We start from the raw sequence: 13,229 nt of genomic DNA, 5'->3' as shown, positions 1-13,229 counted from the left end.
GCAAACAGTTTGACAGGCTGTTTCGGATGGTTCTATCTCGGAACGCCATGGTTCTCCGGCCGGATTGTGAATCCGAGTGGAGCCAAGAGGGAAGCTGGTGTGAGGCCAGCGCTGTCCCCGCAACTGTGAGCGGTAAGTCGGTGCCACGATGTCACTGGATTGTCCTGATCCGGGAAGACGGCATGACGATGATGACCCGCAAGCCAGGAGACCTGCCATGGCCGCAGCGAGCCGTCCGGCGGGGTGTCTGGATGGTGAGGGACCCACCGCGTCCGAATGGTCGGACGTGCATGGATCCTGCTGCCCAAAACGGCTTCGGCCAGTGATTTGGGAGTAATGTCATCATGGGCGTCAGTGTCGCCTCACTCGGATTTCCGCGCATCGGTCTGCGTCGTGAACTCAAGTCCGCACTGGAAAGCTACTGGTCGGGTCGTTCGGACCTCGACGCGCTTCTGTCGACCGCATCCACTCTGCGCAGGGTCAACTGGACCAGCCAGAAGGAGCATGGCGCGGATATCGTGCCGTCGAACGATTTCTCGCTCTACGATCATGTCCTGGATACGTCCGCCATGCTGGGTGCCGTGCCCGAGGCCTATAGCTGGAAAGGCGGGACGGTTGACCCGGTCACCTATTTCGCGATGGCCCGCGGGTCCCAGGGATGCTGTGCACATGGTGTGACTGCGGGGGAAATGACGAAGTGGTTCGATACGAACTATCATTATCTCGTGCCGGATCTGACGGCGGACCAGACATTCCGCCTGTCCACGACGAAGGTTGTTGACGAATACCGTGAGGCCAAGGCGCTTGGGTTTCAGACGCGGCCGGTGCTGCTCGGGCCTGTGACCTATCTGCTTCTGGCCAAGATCCGTGGCGACCAAGAGGTGAGTCCGCTCGGGCTTCTGGAGCGGGTGCTGCCGGTCTATCAGCAGGTTCTGGAACAGCTGGTGGCGGAAGGTGCGGACTGGGTACAGTTCGATGAGCCGGGGCTGGCGCTGGATCTGGATGATGCGGCGCGGGCAGCGTTCCGCACGGCCTATGCGACGCTGACGGCCGCTGTTCCGTCCGTGAAGATCATGCTGACGCCCTATTTCGGTGCGCTGGATGACAATCTCGACACCGCGCTGTCGCTGCCGGTGCATGGGCTGCATCTGGATCTAATCCGGGCCCCGGAACAGCTGGCCGATGTGCTGGGCAAGGTACGGCCGGAGCTTCTGCTGTCGCTCGGGGTTGTGGATGGTCGCAATGTCTGGCGTGCCGATCTCAGTCGTCTGCTGGACGGGCTTGAGCCGGTCTTCCGGGCGCGGAGCAATCTTGTGCTGGCACCGTCATGCTCGCTGTTGCATGTGCCGATCGATCTTGCACGCGAGACGGATCTGGACCCGGAAATCGGGCAGTGGCTGGCTTTTGCCGTGCAGAAAATTGCGGAACTGCGCACGCTGGCGACGGCGCTTGAGCAGGGACGCGATGCTGTTCGTGACGTGCTGGAGGCGTCCGACCGGGCGGCCAGTCTGCGTCGCAGTTCGCCGCGCATTCATGATCTGGCGGTGCAGACCCGTCTGATGGCCGTGACGCCGGAACAGAGCCGCCGGAATGCGCCGTTTGCCCAACGTCGTGATGAACAGCAGGCCCGGCTGGACCTGCCGCTGTTCCCGACGACGACCATCGGATCGTTCCCCCAGACACCGGAAGTCCGCGCTGCGCGTGCTGCCAATGCCAGGGGCGAGTTGCCGGAAGCAGACTATACGGCGTTTCTGCGGGAGCAGACCTGCAAGGCCGTGCGCTGGCAGGAAGAGGTCGGGCTGGATGCGCTGGTGCATGGCGAATTCGAGCGCAATGACATGGTGCAGTATTTCGGTGAGCAGCTTTCGGGTTTCGTGTTCACGAAGCATGCCTGGGTGCAGTCCTATGGGTCGCGTTATGTCCGCCCGCCGATCATTTTCGGTGATGTGTCACGTCCGCGCCCGATGACGGTCGAATGGTGGCGTTATGCGCAGTCCCTGACAGAGCGTCCGATGAAGGGCATGCTGACGGGGCCTGTCACGATCCTCAACTGGTCTTTCGTTCGTGATGACCAGTCGCGGGCAGCGACATGCCGTCAGATCGCGCTCGCCATCCGTGACGAGGTGCAGGATCTGGAAGCGGCCGGTGCGGCGATGATCCAGATCGACGAGGCCGCCCTGCGGGAGGGTCTGCCGCTGCGTCGCAGGGACTGGAAGACCTATCTGGACTGGGCCGTCGAAAGCTTCCGTCTGACAGCGTCTGGGGTCGCGGATCGCACGCAGATCCACACCCATATGTGCTATTCGGAATTCAACGACATCATTGTCGCCATTGCGGCGATGGATGCGGATGTCATTTCCATCGAGACGGCACGTTCGAAGATGGAACTGCTCGAATGCATTCGTGCAGGACGCCTATCCGGCCGAAATCGGTCCGGGGGTTTACGACATTCATTCCCCGCGCGTTCCGACCGTTGAGGAAATGGTGGCCCTGTTGCGTGCGGCGCGTGAGCGTCTGGAAGACCGGCAGATCTGGGTTAATCCGGATTGTGGTCTCAAGACCCGCAAATGGCCGGAAGTCGAGCCTGCGATTGCCAACATGGTGGAAGCGGCCCGTCTGCTCCGGGCCGAGGCTGCGGCCTGATTTTCCTTCGTTCCGGAGAAGGAAGGGGGCGGCCTGTGCCGTCTCCTTTTCGATCCGGTGTTTCCTCGTCCTTCAGCCCTGTCCGAGAGTGATATGTCTGCCGATTTTTCAAAGCTGGCGCCGTTGTGCAAGCCCAGGGTCTCGTTTGAGTTCTTTCCACCCAAGACGCCGGCTGCCGCGGAGGCGCTGGAGAACACGGCCAGCCGGCTTGCGGCCTATGGGCCCGGGTTCATGTCCGTCACTTACGGGGCGGGAGGGTCAACGCGGGACAGGAGCATCCGGACGGCCGAGCGTCTGGGGCAGCGGACGGGGGTTCCGGTTGCGGGGCATCTGACCTGTGTTGGAGCATCGCGTCAGGATGTTGATGATGTGGCGCGGGCGTACTGGAACGCCGGGGTGCGGCATATCGTGGCGCTTCGGGGGGATGCGCCAGATATGGAAGCGGGTTTCGTGCCGCATCCGGAAGGGTATCGCTCGGCGACGGAGCTTGTGCGGGGGTTGCGGGATGTGGCGCCGTTCGAGATTTCGGTAGCAGCCTATCCGGAAATCCACCCGGAAGCGCTGAGTGCGCAGGCGGATCTGGACAATCTGCGTCGCAAGCTGGATGCCGGGGCCATGCGTGCCATCACGCAGTTCTTCTTTACGCCCGAAGCGTTTCTCCGCTTCCGGGACAAGGCTGCGGCGGCGGGGATCACGGCGGAGATCGTTCCAGGGATTTTACCGATCGGCAATGTGGCGCAGGCGCGGAAATTTGCGGGGATGTGCGGGGCGCATATTCCGGACTGGCTGTTAAGACAGGTCACAGATCTGGAAGATCAGCCGGAAGTATGTTCGCAGGTCACGACGGCATTGGCCGCCATGATGTGCCGGGAGTTGCAGCGTCATGGGGTCGAGAGCTTTCACCTCTATACCCTGAACCGTGCAGAACCGGGGATTGCGCTATGCCGGCTTCTGGGTCTCGACGCCGTGGGATGAACGTCTGAGCAGGAAGAGCTCGCTAGCTGTTCCGGACATGTGATGATGCGGAACCTGCGGCAGGGATGTGTCAGGAAAACGTGCATAAAAAATGGGATGGCATCGAAATGCCATCCCATTTTTGTTGTTCCTGCGGGGTGTGTGACCCTTGGGGAAACTGGTCCTTCAGAGGGTGAGCGTTGCACCGAACTGGAAGGAGCGCATGATGATCCCCTTCTGGGCCCAGGAAGAGTTGTACAGATAGGACCCGTAGGTTGCGTAGTCATACGGTGCTCTGAAGCCGAGCAGGTTGTAGACGTTCGCATAGACGTTCAGGCGCTTGTTGACCTGATAGGACAGCGTCAGATCGACATCCCACCAATTCTTCACGTGGCACTGGTTGGGAGCGAAGCTGTTATTGACCTGTGCGAGGGACTGTCCGCAGCCGAGACCGGCCTGGTAGTCTTCGGACACCGTCTTGTAGCCGCTGGTGTAGTAGACCGTCGGCGTAACCGAAAGCGACTTCCAGGTGAAGGTGTTGGCCCAGTTGGCTCTCCAGCGCGGCGTACCCGATGCAGACACTGCTTCCCACGGACCGATCGTACCGGCGTAGTGCTGAACGCTGCCATTCGGGAGGGTCAGGTTGAAGTTGCGGACATAGGTGAACTGTCCGTGACTGAACCACATCACGTCGTGCAGCGGACCCGGCAGGCGGTGACGTGCGGAGAATTCAGCGTCAACACCATCCGTCACGAGCTTGTTGGCGTTGATGTAACCGATATTGATGATGCCCGGACGGACGGAAGCGCTCGGATCCTGCGGATCGACGGTATCCGGAGTAACCGTGACACCAGGCGCCGAGTAGGAGCCGCCATTCGCGATATAGGCTTCCGCGACGTCGCCGGCCTGGATCGGGTTGGCCGTGATGTAGCGCTGCTTTTCGATGTAGTAATAATCGACGCTCAGGCTGACCCAGTTCGTCGGGTGGAAAACCATACCGCCCGTGACGTTGGTCGAGATTTCCGGCTTGAGGTTCTTGTTGCCGCTCGAATTGACGCCGAGGCTGTAGGCGTTCGTGTAGGCATCGCCATTATGTTCGGCGATCCAGTCGGCATTCTTGATGGTGTAGTTCGTGTAGCCGACGTTGGAGCCGCCCGTTTCCGCGAAACTCGGAATACGGAAGCCGCGGGAGAAGGTTCCGCGCATCGTCAGGGAGTCTGTCGGACGGAAGTTCACGCCGACCTTCGGCGAGAAGTGACGGTTTCCGGTCGAGTAGTTGTCGTAACGGCCGGAAATATCGGCATCAAACATCTTGTGGAAGGGCAGGGCGACTTCGAAGAAGCCGGACTCGACCCAGCGGCTGCCCTGCGCGTTGAACGGGTTAATGCCCGCATAAAGCTGCGTGGCTGCAACATTGTTGATCGTCGGGTTCGCGTTGGGATCGTTCAGGGCTTCCCAGCGCACGTTGCCGCCGATGGCAAGCGTGGTCATGCCGCCCGGCAGGCGGAACAGACCCTTGCTGGCCGTCATTTCACCGGAATATTCCTGCGAACGCGAATGGGTCGTGATGTTCGGGAAGATCGAGTTGACAACCGAAGCCGGCGTCTGCGACGGATTTACGAAGTTGTACGTACCGTCATTGACCGCGTCCTGCAGGGCGTAAACATTGGGATAGCCGGTATAGGTCTGGTCCAGAAGCGTGTTCATGCCAACGAAGTTGACATCGTACTTCCAGTCACTGCCCCATTTCGACGGTTCCCATCCGCTATAGCGGGCGGATCCACGGAAGGTCTGGCTGAACTGGGTGTTTCCGGGAACATTGTTGCCGAAGGTGCCGTAGATGTTGGCGTTCTGGCCCTGGGCAGCGAAGGGGTCGTTGGGGTTCAGCTGTCCGTTGGGCAGAACCGCAGGAAGCTGGATGCCGATCAGGCTGACGGATTTGTTCTGGTTGGACGTCTGGACAGGATACGGGTTGTGCGAAAGCTCGTACGTATCCGTCTGTGCGTAGTTGAACATCGTCGTGAACTGCGAGCGCGGGGTCACATTCGCGATGAAATGTGCGCTTGCGCTGATGCGTCGCACGGAAGGGACGACCATTCCGTAACGCTTGCTGTTCATGGTGCAGGCCTGGTTGTTGTTACCAACGCCACCATTCACGGTGCCAGACACGAGACCGCCACCACCGGTTGCGGAGCAGCCTGCGGAGGGGTTGAGCAGCTGCCACGGTCCGGTTGCCGCACCGCTGCTGTTGACCGGGCGGACAATCGCGTTCGGTGTGGCTACAAAATTGTTGATCGCACCGTTTGAAGCGACGTTGTAATTTCCGTTGCCGCCGCCAAGTCCGGTCAGGTCACCGGAATTATACGGATAGCCGAGCTGGCGGTTATACAGCGCGTCATCCTGCTGGTATTCGGAGTTGATGTAGACGTTGTAGCCGTCACGATCGAGGTCGCCATGGCCGAATGTGGCATAGAGCCGCTGGTGACCGGTATCGCCACGCTGGCTCAGGCCGCCTTCCGCATTGGCTTCCACGCCCTTGATCTGCCGGCGTGTCACCATGTTCACCACGCCAGCAACGGCATCAGCGCCGTACGTTGCCGATCCGCCGTCCTGAAGAACGTCCGTGCGTTCCATGATGGAGGACGGCATCCACTGTGTGTCAACAAAGTTACGTTCGCCGTCATCGGACAGCGGGTAATAGGACAGGCGCTGGCCGTCCATCAGGACGAGCGTCGAGTCAGTCGAAAGGCCGCGCAGGGACGGCGCGGAAGCACCGGCCGCGAAGGCACCGTTCGCACTGAAAGCGGATGTCAGGTTGCCGGCGCCATTCGATGAGAGCTGCTGGAGCGCGTCGGTGACCGTCTTGATGCCGCGCTGCTGCAGATCCTGCCGTGTGAGCTGCGTCATCGGGGAGGCGCTGTGCAGGTTCGGGTCGTGAATCAGCGAGCCGGTGACGATGATGTTCTCTGAACCGCTTCTGGGCTCGGAGCTGCTCCGGCGGGCAGACCGCAGGACTTCAGCGTTTCCGCTATGTCGTGCGCTGGCTGCAGCGGGAGCCGGTGCAGCGGCAGGTGCGCTTGCGGTCTTTTTGACTGTTTTTTTCGTTTTGCTAGCTGTTGTTGCATCCGTATCCGCAGCGTGAGCCTTGAGGATCATCGTCGGCGTGACGACAGTGCCAAGGATGGTAGCGCTGCACAGCGTGGCGCCAAAACGGAAACGCCTTCCCATTCGCATAAAAGTAACTCCGAAAACCGCTTTGAAGCGTAAGATGCTTAATCGAAACAGTATGATGCGGATACGCAAGCTGGAATCGTCTGTTTATGTTACGGCAGATTAACTTAAGGTATAAGTTGTGACAGATCTGCAACATGTGGTTTCATGCAAGAGGGGAAAATTATTTCCACTTACGGTAACACGGCCTGTTTCTGGAAGGGCGGAATTGTCATTATGTCTGTACGTATATTGTGTAAATACAAGCTATAATGATCGCATAAAATTAAAGTAAAACTACAATATAAGGCAATATTACTGAATCTCATGGTGGCATTTATGGTCTTTTTTTGGTGGTTTTCTTGTGGGTGCGTTTGTTCCGGTTCGGTTTCGGGATGCGCCCTGACGGTTTTCCTTTGGCGATAGAATAAGACGGACCTGCAGGAAGCGGCTGTGCCACGTCTTTCGCGGGCTTGTCGGCAGGAATTTATTGTAGAATAAAAATGGTCTGCTGATTTTGTGCAATATGTATTGTTCTGATGCATCGGGCGAAGTGAACGGATGACATGAAAAGATTCGCAGGTCTTGGGCGGGTGATCGCATTCTCTCTGGTTGCACAGTCTCTTTCCGTAACCCCCGCCTTAAGTCAGTCTAATGTGTCCGGTGTGTTTGATCTGTCGCAGGGTCGGGCCGGTCAGGCCGGAGCTGGATGGCACCTGTCATTCGGGGGCGGGCCGCAGAAAGACGAAGTGCTGACGGCGCATCCCGGCAGTGGCTTCACGGGACGGGATGCCCTTCGTTTCGATGTAACGGGCAGGGCGGTTTCCGCGGTTATTGCGCATCCCTCAGGCGTGCGTCCGCTCAGGGTCGGTGCCCACGGTGTTTTCAGCTATCTGATCTTTCCGGTTTCCGATCCGCGGTCTCTGACCGATCCGGCAACATTTACCACGCTTGATATTGTCTTTTCCGATGGAAGCCGGGCGTCAGCTCTGGGTGTGCGGGATCTTTCGGGAGCGTCGCTGACCGGGCGCGGGCAGGGGAATGGGCGCGCGCTCTATCCCAATCAGTGGAACCGCGTTCAGGTGCCGCTCGGAGCCATCGCTGCGGGCAGGACGGTGTCGGCGATTGAAATCCGGTCGGATGCGCCGGGCGGTGGGCCGTATCATGTCTATCTTGATGACGTGGCGATCAGGGACAGCGGGGAGACGCAGGCGCGCAGTCCGGTGGACTGGGTGGATACAAGGCGTGGCACGAATGCGAATGGCCGGTATTCGCGCGGGAACAACTTTCCGGCTGTTGCGATACCGCATGGTTTCAATTTCTGGACGCCGGTTACACGTGGCGATTCCAACTGGCTCTATCAGTATCAGGAGCGTAACGGCGCGGATAACCTCCCACGCCTTGAGGCCCTGTCGCTCAGTCACGAGCCCAGCCCCTGGATGGGGGACCGTCAGACGTTCCAGATCATGCCGGTCCCCGGCGGTGACGTGCCGTCAGCAGACCGGACGGCGCGGAGCGTGGCGTTCGATCATGAGCATGAAACGGCGCTTCCCTACCGCTATGCCGTGACGCTCGCCAATGGGATCGTGGCGGAGATGGCGCCGACCGATCATGCCGCGATCATGCGCTTTCGCTATCCGGGGGCGGAAGGGCAGCTTGTTTTCGATAACATCAATGATCACGGGCATCTGGTCATTGCACCTGACGGGCGGAGTGCGGCGGGCTATACGGATGTGGCCAGCGGGCTGTCCACGGGCGCGACGCGGATGTTTGTCACGCTGGCGTTTGACCGCCCTGCAAAAGCACAGGGGCGGCTGACGGGTCAGAAGCGTGACGATGTGGAAGCCTGGGCATCGTTTGATACGCATGACGGGAAGCCCGTCGAGGTCCGGATTGCGACATCGCTCATCAGTCTTGAACAGGCGAAACGCAATCTGGCCATGGAACTGCCGCCGGGCATGACGTTCGATGCGGTGGCGCAGGCTGCGAAAGAGGCCTGGAACAGTCGTCTCGGACATGTTTCGATCCCGGGCGCGCCGGAGGACGAACAGCGGACGCTCTATGGCAATCTGTATCGTCTCTATCTGTATCCCAATGAGGCGCATGAAAATATCGGGACGGCTGAAGCACCACGATTTGCGCATGCAAGCCCGTTCGTGACGCCAACTGGCGCGAATACGGACACACGGACCGGGGCGCGGATCGTGCCGGGCAGGCTCTACGTCAATAACGGCTTCTGGGACACGTATCGTGCGGCCTGGCCGGCTTATGCGCTGCTGACACCCGGAGAAGCCGGCACCCTGATCGATGGCTTCGTGCAGCAGTACCGGGAAGGAGGTTGGATCGCGCGCTGGTCATCGCCCGGCTATGCTGATCTCATGACGGGAACGAGCGCGGATGTGGCTTTCGCGGATGCCTGGCGCAAGGGCGTGCGCAATTTTGATGCGACTGGCTTTTACCGCGCGGCTCTGAAAGATGCGACGGTGGTTCCGGATGATCCGGGTGTGGGCCGCAAGGGGCTGGCCCGCTCGGCCTATCGTGGCTTTACGGATACCGATACGGATGAGGCACTGTCCTGGTCGAATGCGGCGACGCTGAATGATTTCGCGCTAGGCGAGATGGCGTCTGATCTTGCGGCGACCGCATCGGGCAGTTCAGCGGCACGCGCGGATTTTGCGGCGGAGGCCTGGTATCTGCATAACCGGGCGCTCGATTACGTTCGGCTTTTTGACCGGGATGTCGGGTTCTTCGTGGGGCGTCGGCCGGACGGGTCATGGCGTGTGGCGAAGAAGGACTTCGATCCGCTGGCCTGGGGTGGGGATTATACAGAGACGAACGCCTGGACGATGGCGTTCGATCCCGTGCAGGACGGGCGCGGGCTTGCCAGTCTGTATGGCGGACGGGAGGGGCTGGCCCGGAAGCTCGATGCGTATTTCGCAACGCCGGGGGACTATCATGTTGGCGACTATGGCGGCGTCATCCACGAGATGCGGGAAATGCACGACATCCGGATGGGGCAGTACAGTCACAGTAACCAGCCGGCCCATCATATTCTTTACATGTATGATTATGCCGGGGAGCCCTGGAACGCGCAGGACAAGATCCGTGATGTCATGAACCGGCTCTATCGTGGATCGACGATCGGGCAGGGCTATCCGGGCGATGAGGATAATGGCGAGATGTCGGCCTGGTGGGTGTTCAGTGCGGCCGGGTTCTACCCGCTGCGGATGGGAACGCCGACCTATGCGATCGGAGCACCGCGTTTTGAGACGATGCGACTGTCTGTTGAGGGTGGCAGAACGCTGACGATCCGCGCACCCGGTGTGAGCGACGAAAACCGCTATATCCAGTCCGTGACGTTCAATGGTCGTCCTCTGACGCGCTGGTGGATTTCGCAGAAGGACATTGATGCGGGCGGGGAGCTGCGCTTCACCATGGGGCCGCGTCCCTCACAATGGGGCGCTGACGAAGCAGCTGCGTTGCCGTCGCTGACAAATGGGCAGGAGCAGCCCGACCCGGCGGCTGATCTGATGGACATTGCGGGTGCGCGGGTCACGGGGCCGGCTGCGGCATTCGATAATGATGCGATGACGAAGGCCATGATCCCGGCGACGGGGTTGTCGGTTGAACTGCCTGTTGCGACACGGGCGCTGGCCTATACCGTAACATCTGGCGATGCAGTGGCACGGGCTCCGTCCTCATGGGAGGTGCTGGCTTCTGACGATGGCGTACACTGGGACGTGATCGGCCGGCGGCGCGGAGAGCATTTTGCCTGGAAGCATCAGGTCCGGCCGTTCCTGCTGGCGGATGGATCTCCGCATCGCTTCTATCGCTGGGTTCCGCATGGCGGGCAGGGAGGCGAGATCGGTGAGTTCGAACTTCTCGGGCATGGTGCGGGCCAGCAGCGCTAGGCGGGCCGGTTTTTTCTCATTACGGTTTTTTCGATTTCTCATGGTTCTGGTCAGGTCGTTTCAATGAAGCATTATTTCCTGTGCGTTCTAAGTGTTGCGGGTTCGGTTCTCCTGACGGGAGGGGGGCTGCATCCGGTCCGGGCTGATGACGGAGCCGTGTCTGCGGTTGATCCGAGGATCGGGACCGGGGGAGCGGGGCATACTTTTCCGGGGGCGACGATGCCTTTCGGGATGGTTCAGGTCTCACCCGATACGGATATGAAGGATTTCAGACATTCCTATCCCTGGGCTGCCGGGTATCAGTATGACGATCCGACCATTCTGGGCTTCTCGCACACGCATTTTTCCGGCGCGGGCCATTCCGATCTGGGCGATGTGCTGGTCATGCCAATTTCGGGAGACGTACGGCTGGAGCCGGGGGATGCAGCGGTGCCGGGCAGCGGGTATCGGTCGCGTTTCCGTCATGCGACTGAAGTGGAGCATCCGGGATATTATGCGGTTACGCTCGATGATTATGGTGTGCGGGCCGAGCTGACGGCGGGTCAGCGTGTGGGCTGGCATCGCTATGCGTTTCCGAAGGGTAAGCCTGCGCATCTGCTGCTCGATCTGCGGCCGAGTATCTATGACTATCCCGGTAAGGTCAGCTGGGCGCGGCTGCATGTTGCGGCTGACGGCACTGTGTCGGGGTGCCGCATGACGCGTGGATGGGCGCCCGGGCGGGTGCTGTGTTTTGCCATGCGGTTCTCGCGGCCGATGGTGGGCCGGACGCTCTATAATCGTGAGACGGATGTTCCGTACAAGGGATTCAAAGGTCCGGGCAATCGGGGTGTGGATCAGGATGCGCAGAACGGTCGTGCACTTGAGGCGGTCTTTGACTTCGGTAAGCCTGATGCGCCTCTGATGGTGAAGACAGCGATCTCGCCGGTCAGTGAAGCAAATGCGGTCGATAATCTTGATCGTGAAGGTCAGGGCTGGGATTTTGATGCGCAGCGTGCGAAGGCACAGGAAGCCTGGAAAAGCGCGCTTTCGATCATGGATGTGGACGGCACGGCCGATCAGCGGACGCAGTTCTATACGGCGCTGTACCATGTGATGCTGGCGCCGACGCTGAGCATGGATGCCAATGGCGAGTATCGCGGGCCGGATTATGAAGTGCACAAGGCGAAAGGGTTCGATTTCTATTCAACCTGGTCGACATGGGACGTCTATCGCGCGCAGCAGCCTCTGCTGGCGCTTCTGCGGCCTGATCTGAGCTCGCAATTCGTCCAGTCTCTGGTGGCAGCGGCGGAGAACAGTCCGTTCGGGCTGCTGCCGGTCTGGTCCTATCAGGGGCTCGAGACCTGGTGCATGACCGGGTATCACGCGGTGCCCATGATTGCCGATGCGTATCTTGCGGGTGTGCGGGGCTTTGATGCCGAAGCAGCGCTCAAGACCATGGTGCACAGTGCCACTTACGCGTCCTATGGTGATCTCGCCGACTACATGAAGATCGGTTACGTGCCGATTGATAAAGAAGCCGAGGGCGCCTCAAAGACCCTTGAATATGCCTATGACGACTGGGCGCTGTCACGAATGGCCCGTGCCATGAGACATGCGGATATTGCCGGTGAGTTCGAGCGGCGGTCCCATAACTGGCGGAATGTCTGGGACCCGAAATCGGGCTTCATGCGGGCGCGCAAAAGTGACGGGCAGTTCCGGATGCCGTTTGATCCGGCCTCGGCCGCCTATGGCAGCGATTATACGGAAGGCAATGCCTGGCAGTATTCCTGGTACGTCCCGCAGGATATTCCGGGACTGATCTCTGTCATGGGGGGGCAGGGCGCCGTTTATGGCGAAGATCGATACGCTTTTCGATGCGAAAGTGGATCCTGCGATTTTCAAAAATGTCGAAGATATCAGCGGCCTGATCGGATGGTATGCCCACGGTAACGAGCCGGACCATCATGTCGCATATCTTTATGATTATGCTGGTGCGCCCCGGAAGACGCAGCAGCGTCTGACACAGATCATGCAGATGCAGTATGCTGTCCGCTCGGACGGTCTGGCCGGCAATGATGATCTTGGTCAGATGTCAGCCTGGTATATTTTCACGGCGCTGGGCTTCTATCCCGTCACACCGGCGAGCGGGGAATATGCCATTGGACGTCCGTTTGTTCCGAAGGCTGTGATTCACCTTGGCAACAACCATACGTTTACAGTGATCGCCGAGCATCTCGATGCGCAGCACCCTTATATCGGGTCCGTCACGCTGAATGGCCGACCGCTTGAGACGCCCTTTCTTTCGCAGAAGAGCGTCATTGCAGGTGGGGAGCTACGCTTTGTGATGCAGGAACAACCTTCCCGCTGAAAAATCGAAGCCCCGCGTTCTCATGGTTGGTGCGATCTACACTAGGCTCAGGCCTTATTGATTTGATTGTGGTGATCTGATGCAGGCTCTGTGAGGCGCCTGTAGCTCTTTTCCCAGAGAGCCACGGCAGAGGCCGCGTTGATGACTGCTGCGTGCTGAGCGGT

General features: G+C 59.9%; 5 protein-coding genes, 1 pseudogene and 1 riboswitch. Of the genes and pseudogenes, 5 read left to right on the top strand and 1 reads right to left on the bottom strand.

The annotated features are described in order from the left end of the window. Window positions 1-31: 31 nt before the first annotated feature. A riboswitch (cobalamin riboswitch) is annotated at window positions 32-235 on the top strand. Between the two features lie 109 nt (window positions 236-344). Next, window positions 345-2,643: pseudogene (gene metE, locus ACJ2A4_RS05820) on the top strand (5-methyltetrahydropteroyltriglutamate--homocysteine S-methyltransferase). Window positions 2,644-2,736: 93 nt separating this feature from the next. Further along, complete coding sequence (gene metF / locus ACJ2A4_RS05815) at window positions 2,737-3,618, top strand: methylenetetrahydrofolate reductase [NAD(P)H] (RefSeq protein ID WP_408873984.1); 882 nt, start codon at window positions 2,737-2,739, stop codon at window positions 3,616-3,618. Window positions 3,619-3,783: 165 nt separating this feature from the next. Here metF and ACJ2A4_RS05810 read toward each other — a convergent pair whose 3' ends face one another. Beyond that, a complete protein-coding gene (locus ACJ2A4_RS05810) occupies window positions 3,784-6,825 on the bottom strand; it encodes a TonB-dependent receptor domain-containing protein (RefSeq protein ID WP_408873983.1) in 3,042 nt (1,013 codons plus the stop codon). A 548-nt stretch (window positions 6,826-7,373) separates the two neighbouring features. Between ACJ2A4_RS05810 and ACJ2A4_RS05805 the strand changes: the two genes are divergently transcribed. The 3 genes from ACJ2A4_RS05805 to ACJ2A4_RS05795 all read left to right on the top strand — a co-directional run bounded on the left by ACJ2A4_RS05805 (window position 7,374) and on the right by ACJ2A4_RS05795 (window position 13,065). Next, window positions 7,374-10,718: a GH92 family glycosyl hydrolase gene (locus ACJ2A4_RS05805; protein ID WP_408873982.1), complete on the top strand. Its 3,345-nt coding sequence runs from the start codon at window positions 7,374-7,376 to the stop codon at window positions 10,716-10,718. 63 nt (window positions 10,719-10,781) lie between these two features. Next, a complete protein-coding gene (locus ACJ2A4_RS05800) occupies window positions 10,782-12,647 on the top strand; it encodes a GH92 family glycosyl hydrolase (protein WP_408873981.1) in 1,866 nt (621 codons plus the stop codon). Next, window positions 12,547-13,065 (top strand): glycoside hydrolase domain-containing protein, encoded by a 519-nt coding sequence (locus tag ACJ2A4_RS05795; protein ID WP_408873980.1) that lies wholly within the window; start codon window positions 12,547-12,549, stop codon window positions 13,063-13,065. Before ACJ2A4_RS05800 ends, ACJ2A4_RS05795 begins: the two co-directional genes overlap by 101 nt. Window positions 13,066-13,229 lie beyond the last annotated feature (164 nt).

Source organism: Gluconobacter roseus (assembly GCF_046058915.1).
GTDB classification, from domain to species: Bacteria; Pseudomonadota; Alphaproteobacteria; order Acetobacterales; family Acetobacteraceae; genus Gluconobacter; species Gluconobacter roseus_A.
This window is presented reverse-complemented; position numbering and strand designations above follow the sequence as displayed.